At 59.2% G+C, this 16,143-nt stretch carries 11 protein-coding genes and 1 riboswitch; of the genes, 5 read left to right on the forward strand and 6 right to left on the reverse strand.

The window, feature by feature from the left end; translation table 11 throughout:
• Positions 1–20: 20 nt before the first annotated feature.
• Positions 21–151: riboswitch (ZMP/ZTP riboswitch) on the reverse strand.
• 41 nt (positions 152–192) lie between these two features.
• The gene (locus HHJ17_RS17185) at positions 193–1,002 is read right to left on the reverse strand and encodes a lytic transglycosylase domain-containing protein (protein ID WP_296506690.1); all 810 of its coding nucleotides are present in this window, start codon (positions 1,000–1,002) and stop codon (positions 193–195) included.
• A 690-nt stretch (positions 1,003–1,692) separates the two neighbouring features.
• Between HHJ17_RS17185 and HHJ17_RS17190 the strand changes: the two genes are divergently transcribed.
• Positions 1,693–5,535, forward strand: a complete 3,843-nt coding sequence (locus HHJ17_RS17190) for a DUF748 domain-containing protein (RefSeq protein ID WP_296499663.1) — start codon at positions 1,693–1,695, stop codon at positions 5,533–5,535.
• 103 nt (positions 5,536–5,638) lie between these two features.
• Positions 5,639–8,380 carry a DUF349 domain-containing protein gene (locus HHJ17_RS17195; RefSeq protein WP_296499665.1) on the forward strand — a complete coding sequence of 914 codons (2,742 nt, stop codon included), beginning with the start codon at positions 5,639–5,641 and terminating at the stop codon, positions 8,378–8,380.
• A gap of 92 nt (positions 8,381–8,472) precedes the next feature.
• Here HHJ17_RS17195 and HHJ17_RS17200 read toward each other — a convergent pair whose 3' ends face one another.
• Genes HHJ17_RS17200 through HHJ17_RS17220 form a run of 5 tightly spaced genes read right to left on the reverse strand, consistent with a single transcriptional unit; the run spans position 8,473 to position 12,814 of the window.
• The gene (locus HHJ17_RS17200; RefSeq protein ID WP_296499666.1) at positions 8,473–9,333 is read right to left on the reverse strand and encodes a UDP-2,3-diacylglucosamine diphosphatase; all 861 of its coding nucleotides are present in this window, start codon (positions 9,331–9,333) and stop codon (positions 8,473–8,475) included.
• A gap of 1 nt (position 9,334) precedes the next feature.
• Positions 9,335–9,841, reverse strand: a complete 507-nt coding sequence (locus HHJ17_RS17205; protein ID WP_296499667.1) for a peptidylprolyl isomerase — start codon at positions 9,839–9,841, stop codon at positions 9,335–9,337.
• A 3-nt stretch (positions 9,842–9,844) separates the two neighbouring features.
• Entirely contained in the window at positions 9,845–10,435 is a 591-nt protein-coding gene (locus HHJ17_RS17210; protein ID WP_296499668.1) for a peptidylprolyl isomerase, read from the reverse strand.
• 8 nt (positions 10,436–10,443) lie between these two features.
• The gene (locus tag HHJ17_RS17215) at positions 10,444–11,685 is read right to left on the reverse strand and encodes a L,D-transpeptidase family protein (protein WP_296499669.1); all 1,242 of its coding nucleotides are present in this window, start codon (positions 11,683–11,685) and stop codon (positions 10,444–10,446) included.
• 58 nt (positions 11,686–11,743) lie between these two features.
• Complete coding sequence (locus HHJ17_RS17220; protein ID WP_296499670.1) at positions 11,744–12,814, reverse strand: tetratricopeptide repeat protein; 1,071 nt, start codon at positions 12,812–12,814, stop codon at positions 11,744–11,746.
• A 183-nt stretch (positions 12,815–12,997) separates the two neighbouring features.
• On the opposite strand from HHJ17_RS17220, the gene cysS reads away from it, so the two are divergent.
• From cysS to HHJ17_RS17235, 3 genes are all read left to right on the forward strand, one after another.
• Positions 12,998–14,374, forward strand: coding sequence for a cysteine--tRNA ligase (gene cysS / locus HHJ17_RS17225; RefSeq protein ID WP_296499671.1), 1,377 nt, complete (start codon positions 12,998–13,000; stop codon positions 14,372–14,374).
• A gap of 45 nt (positions 14,375–14,419) precedes the next feature.
• Entirely contained in the window at positions 14,420–15,070 is a 651-nt protein-coding gene (locus HHJ17_RS17230) for a DNA-3-methyladenine glycosylase 2 family protein (protein WP_296499672.1), read from the forward strand.
• Between the two features lie 92 nt (positions 15,071–15,162).
• The gene (locus HHJ17_RS17235) at positions 15,163–16,140 is read left to right on the forward strand and encodes an acetyl-CoA carboxylase carboxyltransferase subunit alpha (RefSeq protein ID WP_296499673.1); all 978 of its coding nucleotides are present in this window, start codon (positions 15,163–15,165) and stop codon (positions 16,138–16,140) included.
• Positions 16,141–16,143 lie beyond the last annotated feature (3 nt).

Consider the following 16,143-nt stretch of genomic DNA (forward strand, 5'->3'; position numbering starts at 1 on the left):
GGGGATCATGCATTTGATCCCAGGGCTGCCCAGGCGAACGGCTAAACACATGGGCCACCTTGGCCATGCGGCACGCTCCCCCGTGGTATTCCCACTTCAGCGTCTCAACCCCAGAAGGGTTGATCGCCTATCGCCAGTCGCGTGCGCGTTGAGTTTAACTGACAAGCCGCCGCATCTGGCAAACCCTGTAAATCAGGAGCCGGACAACATCGCCACTTTTTCAGGGCCTTCATTGGATTTGATCGTGGCTGGCGCAGTCACCGTTTGGGGCGCGGTGAATTGCATTGAACGGCCTTTGGCGACCATTTGCAGGCGGGCATGTTCTGCCATCACCTTGCCGGCGTAGCCGCCATCATCTTCAATATTGGCCGCGCCCACGTAATACCGCAGGCCGCCTTCCATCGAGCCAGCGCGGGCAATGCATTCCTGCAGGACCTTGACGCCTACCCGCAGGTTGGTCAGCGGGTCAAAGGCCGCCAGTTTGCCGCCAAAGCTGTCGTACTTGTCGCTGTGTACTTTGGTCATCACCTGCATCAGGCCCTGGGCGCCTACCGGGCTTTGGGCAAATGGGTTAAACCCGGATTCCACGGCCATCACGGCCAGAATCAACGTGGGGTCCAGTTTGGTGCGGATGCCGATCTCATAGGCTTCAGCCACCAAGGCGCTGAGTGGCTCGGGCGCCACCCGGTATTTTTTGCTCAACCAATAGGCGACGGCGGCCTGTTGTTTGGGCAGATCTTTCGGGTTACTGGCGGTGGCGCGATCAATCGCGTCGAGTTCGCCGATTGGTCCATTCACTGCGACTTGGCGGGTTTGCAGCCAACTAAAAAGTTGAAGCTCGCCCACCTGGCGCAGTTCGGGTCGTGCCGTCATAACGATAACGGCAAACATGACAGCCAGCCCGACGAGGGCAAAACTGTTATGTGTGATTACAAAGAAGCCCTGGGCAATGTCGGATGCGAAGGTTCGCAGGCCCTGGGTAAATTTTTCTGACGCGGTCATAGCTCTTCCTTCGTTCGCGTGGGCTAAAGCGTTGTTCTGCAAGCAGGGAGCAACACTTTGGGCACCTCGTTAGGTTGGTACGCTATCAATATCCTGCGTTGTTTATCGCATGTTGTGCAGAGATTTGAATATGCCGGGATCGGCAGCGGATACGGGTTATCCCTGGACTTTCACAGGGAACGCGGATTCTATGTGGACTATATATATCAAGTCAACAATAACAAATCGGTTTGTTATGCTTAATTTGGTTCTATGAGCGATAAAATTTAGTCGGTAGATCGATTTCTTAGCACTATTTTTGATCAATAAAGGATTTTTTTGTTTGTGCGGGATCAATCAAGGATTACATCCCGATTAAGAATTTAATTTGAATTTTTCATGGTGCTTGTCTAGACTAAATCTGCCTGTCGCATAACAGGCAGTAAGTCGGCAGTAGCCAGTCCCTACCCGCGGGTAGTAGTGATAAAGCGGCCCCGACAAATTGTGGAGGTAATCTCTTATCTCCCCAGCACTTTGGGACTTTACCCTCCCATCGTGCGAGCCCTGACGGCATGGACTTGATGTCCGCCGTCAAGCCCGGCGGAGTGGATTAGGCCAGCCGACCGGGCTTTCTTGTTTATTTGTCACTTTGTTGTCATTAATTGTTACTCCGGCCTTGATGTTGGGGTTGTTGCGTTGAAAATTCGGCGCATGGTTTTCAAATTTAATCAACAAAACAAGTGGGTCAGGCGTTCGGTCTGGGCGGTGGGCGGTATCGTGGCTTTGTGGGGCGTGGCTTGGCTGGCTGTGCCGCCTATCGTCAAAAGTCAGGTCGAGAAAATCGCCAGCGCGCAACTGGGCCGCAAAGTCACGCTGGGGGCGGTTGATTTCAAGCCCTGGTCGCTGGAACTCACGGTTCATGACTTGGCCGTGGCGCGCGCGGCAGGTGTGGCCGATGCTTCTCCCCAGCTGTTCATCAAACGCTTCTATATAGATGCAGAGTTGCAGTCTCTGGGGCGACTGGCACCGGTGCTTGATGCGATTGCGGTGGATGCGCCCCATTTGAGCCTGACGCATCTGGGTGGTGGCCATTACGATGTGGATGACATTCTGAGTCGACTCAATAAATCCGCCGACAAGCCAGGCGCTGCCCCGTTGAGTTTTGCGCTCTACAACTTGGCGCTGTCGGGTGGCACGATGGATTTCACCGATAAAGCGGTCGGCAAGACGCATGAGTTGCGGGAGTTGCAGATCACGGTCCCTTTTGTGAGTAATCTTGCCTCGCAACGTACCGTGCTGGTGGAGCCGAAACTGGCGTTTCGCCTCAATGGCAGCCGCTTTGACTCCAGCGCGCAGGGCACACCCTTTGCCCAGACCCGCAAGTCGGATGCCAGCTTCAAGCTCACCGATCTGGATGTGACGCCCTACTTGGGCTACCTGCCCGCCAACCTGCCGGTCAAGGTGCAATCGGCCCTTCTGAACGCCGACCTGAAAGTTGCGTTCGAGCAGTCGCCCAAGCTGGCAAGCGTCAAACTCAGCGGCACACTGCAGGCCGGTAAGGTCCGGGTCGTGAGCGCCGGATCCAGTTCAAGTGCTTCTCAAGCGGCCAGGTCGGAAGACCCTGAGTTGCTGAGTTTTGACCTGCTCAAACTCACCCTGCTGGATGTGCGTCCGCTAGAACGGGTGGCGCGGCTGGCGGCGCTGGAATTAAGCGGACCCCGCTTGAACGTGCGCCGGAACAAATCTGGTCAGCTCAATCTGGCGATGCTTGCCAAGCCTGAAAATGCTACTGAAAATATAGCTGGTACCGCAAGCGGGACGGGGGCTAAGGCCGTAAATGATGCGAAAGACAGTGCCTGGAAGGTTGATCTCGCCAAGCTCGTCGTGCGCAGCGGGGCGATCAACTGGACCGACGAGGGCACCGCGCCCATGGCCCGTTTGGGCTTGCGCGACGTTACGCTGGAGGCTTCGGGCATCGCCCTGCCTTTAATGCAACCGGCACAGTTTGGCGGGTCGGCCAACCTGGCGCCTGGCGCTGGTGCCAAGACCGATAAGCCGGTGGATGCGGCTAATGTGCGCTTCAACGGCAGTGCCAGCGCGCAAGTTGCCAATGCGGCGGTCACGCTGGCTGATCTGCCGCTGGGTTTGGCCGGGCCGTATCTGGCGCAGTTCATGACGCCCGACCTGGCCGGCACGCTGAATGCTGACCTCAACGTGAACTGGAATACCAACCCGGACCCGGCAAAACCGGCCGAGATATCGCTGGAGGCCCGGCAGTTGACACTGGACGGCGTCGCGTTAACGCAGGGAAAAACCAGTTTGGCCAGCGTCAAGACACTGCAAGTGGAACAGGCGTTGCTGGACCTGGAGCGCCAGCGTTTGACGCTGGGCAAGCTGAGCGTGATGCAACCCAAAGCGGCCGTGGGGCGCGGAGCCGATGGCCGTTGGATGTACGAGAGCTGGCTGAAAGCCGAGCCCAAGACCCAGCCCAAGACCAACTCGTCGGCGGCAAGCCCGGCACAGGCGTGGGCGGTGGCAATTCAGGACGTGGCGCTGGAGGGCGGGGCCGTGACTTTTGTTGATAAATCGGTCAGCAAGCCGGTGGCCTTTGACCTGTCGGCGCTTTCGCTTCAGTTGAAAAATTTCTCGACCACCGACAACAAGCCGTTTGCCGCCAATGTTTCAACCCAGATTCGCGCCGGGCGACGCGAAGCGGGGCGCGTGCTTTGGCGTGGCAGCGCGGGTTTGAGCCCGCTGGCGGTACAAGGCCAGGTGGACGCGGTCCGAGTGCCGGTGCAGGTGTTCGAGCCGTATCTGGCGGACGCGCTGAACATCGACTTGATCAGGGCCGACGCCAGCTTCAAAGGCAAAGTGAACTACGCGCAGACGGCGGCCGGCCCGGTGCTGAAACTGGGCGGCGATGCCCGCATTGAAGATTTTCAGGCCAACAACACGGCGCCCACTGCGGCGAAGCGCGCCGGGCTGGTGGCTTCTGGCCCGCGCCAGAGTCAGAGCGGCGAGGAGTTGTTGAACTGGAAGCTGCTGAGCTTGCGGGGCGTCAATGTGGCCCTGGCACCCGGTACCGCCACCATCGTCAGCGTGAAGGAAACGGTGTGGAGTGATTTTTTTGCCCGCCTTATTCTGAGCGAGGCCGGCCGGCTCAATTTGCAGGACGTGATGCCGTCCCCGCCGCAAGCCGCTGCTTCTTCTGCGGGAGCCGGCGCTAGCGTTCCAGCGGGCCGTGCCCAGGATGCTACTGAAGTAATAGCTGCTCGCGCAGTAACGACGGGGGCTACACCTCAAAAAGGCACAAAACCCGGACTGGCCCCGGTCATCAGCTTCGGGCCGGTCAGTTTTCTGGGGGGGCGTGTCTATTTCTCGGACCACTTTATCAAGCCCAATTACTCAACCAGCCTGACCGAGTTGACCGGCAAGCTCAGTGCTTTTTCTTCTGTCACGCCGCCCGGCGCGAGCAATCTGGCCGATCTGGAGTTGCGGGGACGTGCCGAAGGCACGGCGTCGCTGGAGATTCTGGGCAAGGTCAATCCGCTGGTCACGCCGGTCGCGCTCGATATCAAAGGCCGGGTGCGCGACCTGGAGTTGCCGCCGCTGTCACCGTATTCGGTCCGCTATTCCGGTTACGGCATTGAGCGTGGCAAGCTCAGCGTCGATGTGGCTTACCTGGTGCTGCCAAATGGGCAACTGACCGCCAGCCACAACATTGTGCTCAACCAGCTTGTCTTTGGTGACCAGGTCCCCGGTGCACCGGCCAGTTTGCCGGTGAAGCTGGCGGTGGCACTGCTGGCTGACCGCAACGGCGTCATTGACATCAATCTGCCGGTGAGCGGCTCCCTGAATGACCCACAGTTCAAGTTGGCGCCCATTGTGTTCAAGCTGATCATCAATTTGATTGGCAAAGCCATCACTTCGCCGTTCAGTCTGTTGGCCAACGCGTTCGGCGGCGGTGCGGATGAACTCAGTGTGGTCAGCTTTGCCCCGGGCTCTGCCGAGCTGGCGTCAGAGGCTCGGGCGGGTCTGGACAAAGTGGCCAAAGCCCTGATCGAGCGTCCCGCACTCAAAATGACGGTGGTCGGCACGGCCAACCTTGAGGTGGAAAGTGATGCTTTCAAACGCGAACAGCTCAAAGCGCTGGTGCAGGCCGAAAAGCGTCGCGCTAGCGTCGTGAATGGGTCTTCAAGCAGTGCGACCGGCAAGAGCGACGGGGCGGGCGGCGATAGCGTGACGGTGACGCCCGCTGAGTACCCGGCGCTGCTGAAGGCCGTGTACCGGCGTGCCGATTTTCCGAAACCACGCAATCTGGTGGGCCTGACCAAGGATATTCCTGTGAATGAAATGGAAGCGCTCCTGCTGGCCAACCTGAGCGCCACAGATGACGCCATGCGTGAGCTGGCGGTGCAACGTGGCGTGACGGTGCGGGATTATCTGGCCGCGCAAAAATTACCGCTGGAGCGTTTGTTTTTGGGGGCTGCCAAAGCGGTGCCAACCGAGGCAAAATGGAGTCCCCGCGCGGAGCTGAAATTGACCACCCAGTAAGCAACAAAATAGACTTTTTGCCGAACAGGAAAAATGCGGCGAAAATAGCGGTTCAGCCCTGTCCGCAATACGGTGGGGATCATTCTCCTTGTATGCGCGACACATGTTCTCTGTATTTAACAAAACTGCCAAAGCCCCCGAAGTGATTAAAACTCCAGCCAAAACAAACGAACCCCATCCGCTGGACGCGCTGACGGGCGGGGCATTTTCTGCCCACACCTCGACTGAGCGCACCACGCGTATTCGCGAGTGGCTGGTCACTGAGCCCACTGCAGAACAATTGCAGGCCGTGTTCAAAGAGATCAGCACCAAAGACAAAGGCGCGGCCAAGCTGTTGCGCGAGAAGCTTGACGAACTGAAACGCAGCAAAGGCCAGGAGTCCATTGCGCAAGAGTGGGCCGATAAAGCCGAGGCGCTGCTGGCCGTGGCCAAGCTCAATATTGCCGATGCCATGGCGTGGCAGCGTGATGCCGCCAAGGCGGGCGCACCGCTGAGCAAGGAGCCTTTGGCCACGCTCAAAGGCCAGCTCGGCGACCGCGTCAAAGTCATTGAAGACCTGCAGCACCGGGTGCAGGTGCAGCGCGAAGCTGCGGTGTTGCTGGCCCAGCGCATTGAAGTGCTGTCCACCAAATCGTGGCGCGATGCGCAAGCCGTGCTGGAAGCCCTGCACGCCGATGTCGACCACTGGCAAGCGCAGGCCACTTCGCTGCTGAATGACGCCAATTGGGCCAGTGTCGAAGCCAAGTACCCGCCGCTGCTGGATGGCTCCCGGGCCCAGTTGTTGGTGGTGTGGGATGCGTTCAAGAGCGCCGTGGAACAAGCCGTTGCCGCCGCCGCTGACCCGGCTGCGCCGCTGCCGCCCGTGCTGGTCTGGGCGGATGAGTTGCGCGTGTTGCGGGGTGTGCCGATTGAGGCCGTCAGCAAGCCAAAACGCGCCGCCATTGACCCTGAAATCAAGGTCAAGGCGAATGAAATCGTGCGTGAAGCGCTATCAAAACTAGAGCAAGAAGTGGCCGAAGGCCATGGCAAGGCCAGCGCCGGTGCCGCCGGTGCCTTGCGCAATGCACTGAAGGAATTCGGCAAGATTATTGATGACAAGCTGGAAAACCAGGCCCATGCCGCGCTGTCCGCTGCGGGTGAACTGGAAGGCTGGCAGCGCTGGAGTGCCGATCAGGTGCGTGACGACCTGGTGGCCAAGGCCGAAGGTCTGCTCAAGCGCCCTGAAGGCCAGGCCATGGGTGGACGCAAGATGCAGGAAAGCCTGCGCACCCTGCGTGACCAGTGGAAGCAGACCGACCAGGGCGGTGTGCCCAACCACGCGTTGTGGAAACGGTTTGATGAAGCCTGCAACGAAGGTCACAAGGTCGTGGAAGCCTGGCTGGAGAAGGTCAAAACCGAATCCGCCGAGCACCGTGCGCAGCGTTTGGCGCTGATTGAAGAGGTCAATGCCTGGGCTGCCGCTAATCCGGTGGCGCTGGACAACGACTGGAAAGGTTTTAACCGCATCCTGCACCAGTTTGGCGACCGCTGGCGCGATGGTGGTCATGTCGGTGAAAAGGCTTTTGCCGAGTTGCAGCCGCTCTGGAAGGCGGCCATCAATACTGCTGCCGCGCCGCTGGAAGCTTTGCAAAAGATCAGCCTGGCCACGCGGCAGGCCATGATTGAAGAAGCCAAAGTGCTGGGTGCCCAGCCTGAGTTGCGCATTGATGCAGTCAAGGCCTTGCAGCAACGCTGGCAAGCCGAAACCCATGTGGTGCCGATGGATCGCCGCCAGGAACAAAAGCTGTGGGATGCATTCCGCAAACCGATTGACGAAGCCTTTAACCGCAAGACTGCCGAACGCGAAAAGGCAGATGCCGCTTTGGGCGAGCGTGATCGCACCGTGCTCGATGCGGCCAAGGCGCTTGAAGCGGCCAATGCCGCCGGTGATGCCCAAGGCATCCGCAGCGCCATGAACGCGCTCGAAGCGGCTTTGCGCGGCCAGGCGCAGGCCAAGGCCGCCGTGCAGGTTGCGATTACAGAGGAAAATACCGCTGTAGCCTCCGTGGCAGCTTCGCAAGAAGCTATTGAAACTGTAGCGTCGTCAGAGTCGGCTGAGCCGGTTGAAGAAGGCGTTGCTGCAGAGTCAGCCGCTCCGGTGGCACCCGTGGCACCGCCCAAGCCGGCTCCCAAGCCCGTGGTGGCCGTGCGCGGCGATGACCGTCCCGGCATGAAAAAGACAGAACCTGCGCCCATGGGGCGGGCTGGCAAGTTTGGTGACCGCAAAGAGGGCGGCCGAGACGGTGGCAGAGACAACACCCGCGGTCCGCGCGATGCCAGTTTTGGTGGTCGTTCGGATGAACGATTCCCGCGTCGCGAGGCTTCCGCAACGCCATGGTCGGACGCGCCGCGTTTGGGCGACACCGCATTCCGCGCCCAACGTGATGCCCTGGAACACGCCCAGTTTGCCTTGCGCAAGCTGGCCGCCCAGGCACACGGTGAAGCGTTGACCCAACTGCTGGCCGCGTGGGAGCAGCGCGATGCCGCCCAGGTGCCTTCGGCGCAGGAACTCGGCAACCGCGTCACCGCCGCCAGCCGCAGCGCCTGGACCAAAGCCCTGGCACAAGCACCCGCAGGCGATGCCGGTGTGGCCTTGCTGCGTTTGGAGATGGCCGCCGAGATGCCGACACCTGCAGAACATTTGGACGCCCGTCGTGCGTTGCAATTGCAACTGCTGACCAAACGCAATGATCCAGCACCGGCCCAAACCTGGGGGCAGGACACCGCCACCGTGTTGGCCAGCGCTTTTGATGCGGGCGTGGCACGCCGACTGCAAAACGTGCTGAAGGTTTTGCTGAAGCCGTAAGCGCTGGGGATCCTGGCCGCTGCCAGGATCCATGCCGTCGTTCAGTGGTTAAGTAAATCCCGGCGCAAGTCCGGGATGAGGCGCTTGAGCGGCTAAGCCGTCTCGGTCGCTGCCAGGCGTTGAACCGTGCTGCCCGTGCTTTGCTTCGCTAAGCCCGCACTCAGACGCAAGACTTCGGTGCGTGGTGGCGTGGCGCTGGCATCCCAATCACTCAGCACGATGCGGCGTAGACCGGTTGCCAGTTCATGGTCGGCCGGTCGGTGCGTGTGGCCGTGAATCAGGGTACTGGCTTGTGCCGTCTCCAACCAGTCGCAGCTGGCTTCCCTGTCGACATCGGCATACGTTGCTCCGCTGCGTTTGCGGGTTTCGCTTTGCGTGCGCAGCGTGCGGGCGATGGCCTGACGCTCGGGCAGCGGTTTGCCCAGAAATTCTTGTTGCCATGGTGCGCTGCGCACCTGAGCCCGAAACTGCAGGTAGTCGGTATCCGACAGGCACAAGGCGTCGCCATGCGAGAGCAGCCAGCGTTGGCCGGCAAAGTCCAGTACCTGGGGGTCGTTCAGCAGGGTCATGCCACTGGTCTGGGCGAACGCCGGGCCGAGCAGGAAGTCGCGGTTGCCGTGCATGAAAAAAATAGCAAGTCGGTGCGAGGCGGCTTTCAGAACCTGGGCGCAGCGGGCTTCAAAACCGGATGCCTGACCCGGTTGAAGCGTAACGCCCTCGTCATCGATCACATCGTCGCCGACCCACACTTCAAACAAATCACCGAGGATGAACACCGCATCGGCTCGCGTGTGCTGCATGTAGTCTTGCCAAGCGAGGAAGGTGGCTTGCTCGCTGGCCTGCAAATGCAGATCGGAGATGAAATCAACATGGCGCCAAGAGGAGGGCGCCTGCAGTACCGGCCAGGGCGACGTCGCGGTGTGCGCCGTGATCCGCGGTACTGCCGGGTTCATGTCAGAGGGCCACGGCCTTTTCGATGATCACGTCTTCAACCGGCACATCATCGTGGTGACCCTTGCGCGCCGTCTTGACGGCCTTGATCTTGTCGACAATCTCGGTGCCCGACACGACTTTGCCAAACACGGCATAGCCCCAGCCTGAGGCTGAAATGGCGGTGTGGTTGAGGAAGGTGTTGTCCGCTACGTTGATGAAAAACTGGGCGGTGGCCGAGTGGGGGTCGCCAGTGCGGGCCATGGCCACGGTGTAGTTGAGATTTTTCAGGCCGTTGTTGGCTTCGTTGTCGATTGGCTTGTCGCCTTTCTTTTCTTTCATGCCCGGCTCCATGCCGCCGCCCTGCACCATAAAACCGGGAATGACACGGTGAAAAATGGTGTTGTTGTAATGGCCCTTGTTCACATAGCTCAAGAAGTTGGCCACCGTTTTGGGGGCCTTCTCTTGATCGAGTTCAAGGGTGATGACGCCATAGTTGGCAATGTGGAGTTCGACTTGGGGGTTGCTCATGATTTATTTCACCAGGGTTGCAGAGTTGATAAGAATGGGTGTCTTGGGAACGTCGGACGGGAAGGGGCCGCCTGCGCCAGTCGGCGTTGTTTTGATTTTCTGGATCACGTCCATGCCGCTGATGACCTTGCCAAACACGGTGTAGCCAAACTGCTGTGGCGTGGGGTCCAAAAACGCATTGTCGTTCACGTTGATGAAAAACTGCGCCGTCGCTGATTGTGGGTCGTTGGTGCGGGCCATGGCCAGTGTGCCGACGACATTTTTAAGGCCACCTTTGGCCAGCGCCTCGCGGCCCTCATGCGCCACCGGTGCACGCGTTGGCTTTTGGCTGTATTTAGCATCAAAGCCGCCGCCCTGCAGCATGAAGTTCTCGATCACACGGTGAAAGAGGGTGCCGTTGTAGTGTTTCTCGTTGACGTACTGCAAGAAATTGGCAACTGTTTTGGGGGCCTTGTCGGGGTAGACCTCGACCACAAAGTCGCCGGCGGTGGTAGCAAACTTGACCCGGGGTGCTTCCTCTGCCAAGGCGCTGGTTGCTATGGAAAAAATAGCTGCTGCCGCAATGAATACGGGGGCTATAGTCTTAAAACTCATAAATTTCATTAAATAACGCCTTCAAAGAATATTTTCCATTGCGAGCCTTGCCGGCTCCAGTATTGACGTTTTGTCGGGCCGGTGCGGATGCCATCGGCGACTTCGCCAAAAGTGACAACCATGGTATCAGCGGCATCGGTCCAGCGTAGAAAAGACAGGTCTTTGAGCTGAATCGTGCGGCCCCGCACCTTGTCCAGTTCGCTGCGCAAAGACGGCGTCCATTCGGCCAGCGTCTTGCCGTTGCTGTTGAAATCCGTACTGTAAAAACTCAGCACCCGGTCCACATTGCCGCTGGATTTGGCGCTTTGCCATGCGGTCAAGGCATCCTCAAACGGTTTGCCGGCGGAGCGGGCATTATTGGACGTCACCCAGTTCAGGTGCTGCGCAATCACCACGGGCGTGGTGCGGACCTCGACGGTTCGAATGACCTGGTCCAAATCCGGATTGGCGAGTACCACACAGCCATCGGTTGCCAGCGGTGGCCGCGAAAACTGGCCCGGTGGGGTGCCATGCAGCCAGATACCTCGGCCTGTTTTGCCGCGCTTGCTATCGAGCACGTTGGGGTAGTTGATGGGCAGGGCGCCCGAGCCGTAAAAGTCTTTTAACGATTTGGGGTCGAGGTTGCTGGTGATGAAGTACACCCCCATCGGGGTGCGCAAATCACCTTCGACCTGTTTTTCGACGCCGGATTTTCCGACCGAGATGTAGTAGTCGGCGACCAGTACCAGTCCGGTCGGCCGGTTTTCAAACAGGTACAGACGCGAGCGGGAGGCGTCAACGGCAATGGCGTGCTTGTTGCGGATTGACAGGGCCAAAAATTGTGACGGAATGGCCCCAGCGGGGGGACGTTCCCGCAGCGCCTTCAGGCGCATCTGTGACTCATCACGCAGTTCAATCAGGGCCGGCGCTGCCGTTTTGAGCATGGACGGCGGTACATCGCCCAAAGCCTGAACTGGGCGTGTACGGGCTGCCAGCAGGTCACCATAGACCAGTTGGGCCAGTTGAAAGTTGGGGTAGTCCTGTACCAGGCGTTCGGCTTTCGCCAGCGCTTCGCGGCTCTGCGTTTTGGCCAGCAGTTGGTAGATTTCAATCAGACGCGCTTCTGCCAATCCGGCTTCGACCACTTTTTGTGGCTTGACGGGGGCAACGCGAACCGCTTTGGCGGGGACTTTTTTGCGGGCGGCCGCATGCCCTGTCGTCGCCAGACAGACCACGGCCGTCATGAACAAAGTAAAAATATGCCGTTTCATACAGGCATCAGGCGAAGAATGCAACTGCAACCCGCCCGCTGTTTTCGCCAACCGGTCATCAGTTGCCCGTGGCTTCCTTGACGATCAGCCAACGGTCACCGGCTTTGACCAGCTCAAGCGTTTTACGGCTGGATACCGACAAGGCACCCGCCCGGTAGTCCTGGCGGAATTTGGCGACAGCCTTGTTGCCGTTGACGGTGACATTCAGGTTTTCCAGTTTGACGCTGATGGAGGACTTGCCAACAATGCGGTTGCGGCGCTCTTGCTCCCAGGCGCTGCGCGATTGTTTGCCGGGCGGGTCAAATTCTTTGCCATAGGCGCCCAAATAGGCCGACATATCTTGCGTGGCCCAGGCTTTGGCCCAAGCTAGCACCGCCGCCTCGGCCTCTTTCACCGAGTTATTGCTGAAAGCCGGTTTGGCCGGCGCAGCGCTTGGGGCCGCTGCTGTGGCTGGTTTGACAGCCGCTACCTTCGGCGCGACAGGTGTCACGGGTGCGATCGCCGGGGTTGGTGCAGCGGCCGGCGCGGGCACTGGTGCTGGGGTTTTTGCAATTACGGCGGCTGGAGCCGATGCGGGCGCGGTCAGGTTGGATGGCTGACTCTTGAGGTTGGGTTTGAATACTTCGCGAATCAGGGCCAGCTTGGGCGGCACGGCCGCGTTGGCGCCATCGAGTTGCAGCGCCTTGTTATAGGCCTGACTGGCGAGCCTGGCGTAGACGTCGCCCAGGTTTTCGTGCGCCGTGGCGTAGCTCGGGTTGGTGCGGATGGCCATCTCCAGCGCAGCCCGTGCCTTGTCAAATTGGCTCTGGCCGGCGTAAAGCACGGCCAGATTGTTGTAGGGCTCGGGCAGTTCGGGGTAGTCTTCGGTCAGCTTGGTAAAGGTCGCGATGGCCTCCGCCTGTTTGCCCGAGTTGCGTTGAATCACACCCTTGAGGAAGCGCATTTGCGGGTCGGTTGGCTTGCTGCTGAGGTAAGCGTCGGCCTTGACCATGGCCTCGCTCAGCTTGCCGGAGCGCAGCAACTGGCTGACATCGCCATACTCGTCAGCGTAGACTGCGGTCGTGGCGCAGGCCGCCGCAAGAGTTAGCAGGCGAAGGGTGGCGAAAATGGTAGAGCGGGTGTGCTTCATGAAGCCTTTTGATTCTTACAGGGTGGGTGTCCGCCGCAGGAGGCTGGCTGGCAGGGCTATATACTGGACCGAATTGTAGCCCAGGGGGTGCTTTTCAGCGCCCCCATAATTACCCACCCATCAGCAGTCTTTGCCGAGGCCACGACCCGGTTGGATACCCCGATGACGCCGTTTGAGACACCCATGAGTTTGCGCATTTACAACACGCTGTCGCGTGCCCTGGAACCTTTGTTACCCCTTGAGCCCGGCCACGTACGGATGTACGTCTGTGGCATGACGGTTTACGACCTGTGTCACCTCGGTCACGCCCGTTCCATGGTGGCGTTTGACGTGGTGCAGCGCTGGCTCAAAGCCAGTGGTCTGCGGGTGACTTATGTCCGCAATGTCACCGATATTGACGACAAAATCATCAAACGTGCGTTGGAAAACAAGGAGACCATTCGTGCCCTGACCGACCGCATGGTCGATGCCCTGCACCAGGATGCTGACGCCCTGGGCGTTGAACGCCCAACCTTCGAGCCCCGTGCCACTGAATATGTGCCGCAAATGCTCCAGCTGATTGGCAAGCTGGCGCAAAAGGGCCTGGCCTACCAGTCCCCCAATGGCGACGTGAACTATGCGGTGCGCAAGTTCCCGGGTTACGGCAAGCTCAGTGGCAAGTCGCTGGACGAGTTGCGCTCTGGTGAGCGAGTGGCGGTGCTGGACGGGAAAGACGATCCACTGGATTTTGTCCTGTGGAAGACCGCCAAGCCGAGCGAACCGGTGGATGCGCAATGGGACAGTGTTTACGGCAAAGGCCGGCCGGGCTGGCACATCGAGTGTTCAGCCATGTGCGGCCAGATGCTGGGTGATACGTTTGACATTCACGGCGGTGGCGCCGATTTGCAGTTCCCGCACCACGAGAATGAAATCGCCCAGAGTGAAGGGGCCACCGGCAAACCGCTGGCCAGTATCTGGATGCACAACGGCTTTGTGACGCGCGACAACGAGAAAATGTCCAAGAGTCTGGGCAACTTCTTCACTATTCGTGACATTCTGGCCCGCTATGACGCCGAGACCACCCGGTTCTTCATCATTCGGGCGCACTATCGCAGTGCCCTGAACCACAGCGACGCTCATCTGGACGATGCCCGCAATTCTCTCAAGCGCCTCTATACGGCACTGGACCTGGTCACGCCGGTCGTCACCGGCATCGACTGGGCACAGCCTTTTGCGGCGCGCTTCAAGGCGGCGATGGATGAAGACTTTGGCACGCCCGAAGCGGTGGCGGTGCTGTTTGAGCTGGCCACCGAAGTCAATAAAACCCAGTCGACCGAATTGGCCGGTTTGCTCAAAGCGCTGGGCGGTTGCCTTGGCCTGCTGCAAGCCGACCCCAAGGTGTTTTTGCAGGCCGGTGCCACGCTGGATGAGGCCGCCATCAGTGCCTTGATTGCGCAACGTGCGGCAGCCAAGGCCGGCAAGGACTTTGCCCAGGCCGACCGCATTCGCCAGGAACTGCTGGCCCAAGGCATTGTCCTGAAGGATTCACCCGCTGGCACCACCTGGGAGGTTGGGCAATGATTCATTCTTCAATCATTTCGGCCTCTAGCCCCCGAAAGTAGAGTGATGTCAGCTGCAAAAATAATAGCACCTGTCGGCGCCACGCCAGCTTATTGGGAAGACGCCTGCAAGCACCTGATGAAAAAAGACCGGGTGATGAAACGGCTCATTCCCCAGTTTGGTGACGCCTGTCTGCAAACCCGGGGCGATGCCTTTGTCACGCTGGCGCGCAGCATTGTGGGGCAGCAGATTTCGGTCAAGGCGGCCCAGACCGTGTGGGATCGCTTTGCGTTGCTGCCCAAAAAAGTCACGGCCGGCAATGTGCTCAAGCTCAAGGTGGACGACATGCGTGCGGCTGGTTTGAGCGTGCGCAAGGTCGAATACCTGGTCGATCTGGCCTTGCACTTTGACAATGGCGCGGTCCACGTCAAGGCCTGGGAGACAATGGACGATGAGGCTATCATCGACGAGTTGACCGCCATCCGTGGCATTGGCCGCTGGACGGCTGAGATGTTTTTGATCTTTCACCTGATGCGCCCCAATATCTTGCCGCTGGACGATGTGGGTTTGATCAATGGCATCAGTCAAAGTTATTTTTCGGGCGACGTGGTCAGCCGCAGTGATGCCCGCGAAGTTGCCGCCGCCTGGGCACCGTATTGCAGTGTCGCAACTTGGTATATTTGGCGCTCGCTCGATCCGGTGCCGGTGAATTACTGAAATATGGCGGCACAGACCACCGTGACGCAAAGCGAGCAAACTCTGCCCTTAACTGCGTATGAGTTTGTGGGACAGACCTCATAGAAGGATTTATGGCTAAAAAAACATTCCTCGATTTCGAGCAACCCATTGCCGATCTCGAAAACAAGATTGAAGAACTGCGTTACGTGCAGACCGAGTCGGCGGTTGATATTTCTGCCGAGATTGATCAGCTGGCCAAGAAAAGCCAGCAACTCACCAAAGACATCTACAGTGACCTGACGCCCTGGCAAATCACCAAAATTGCCCGCCACGCCGAGCGTCCCTACACGCTGGATTACGTCAATGAAATCTTCACCCATTTTGTGGAGCTGCACGGCGATCGGCATTTTGCCGACGACCTGAGTATTGTGGGTGGCCTAGCGCGTTTCAATGGCACCCCCTGCATGGTGATCGGCCAGCAAAAAGGGCGTGACACCAAAGAGCGTGGCCTGCGCAATTTCGGCATGAGCAAGCCCGAGGGTTATCGCAAAGCCTTGCGGCTCATGAAGACCGCTGAAAAATTCAAGCTGCCGGTCTTCACCTTTGTCGATACACCCGGTGCCTACCCGGGCATTGATGCCGAGGAACGTTGCCAGTCGGAGGCCATTGGCCGCAATATTTTCGAGATGGCGCAGCTCGAAGTGCCCATCATCACCACCATCATTGGCGAGGGCGGCTCGGGTGGTGCCCTGGCGATTTCCATTGGCGACCAGGTGCTGATGCTGCAATATTCGATTTACTCGGTCATCAGCCCTGAAGGTTGTGCCTCCATTCTCTGGAAAACGTCAGAAAAGGCGCAGGAAGCGGCGGATGCACTGGGTATTACCGCGCACCGGCTCAAAGCGCTGGGCGTGATTGACAAGATCGTCAACGAGCCGGTTGGCGGCGCGCATCGGGACCACAAACAGATGGCCGCGTTTCTCAAGCGCGCCTTGAATGATGCTTTCCGTCAGGTGAGCGATCTCAAGGTCAAAGAGCTGCTGGACCGTCGCTACGACCGGCTGCAAAGCTATGGCCGCTTCACCGACACCAAGGCCGCAGCCAAGTAGCGT

This window comes from Rhodoferax sp. (genome assembly GCF_012927445.1).
In the GTDB taxonomy this organism is placed as follows: Bacteria; Pseudomonadota; Gammaproteobacteria; order Burkholderiales; family Burkholderiaceae_C; genus Rhodoferax.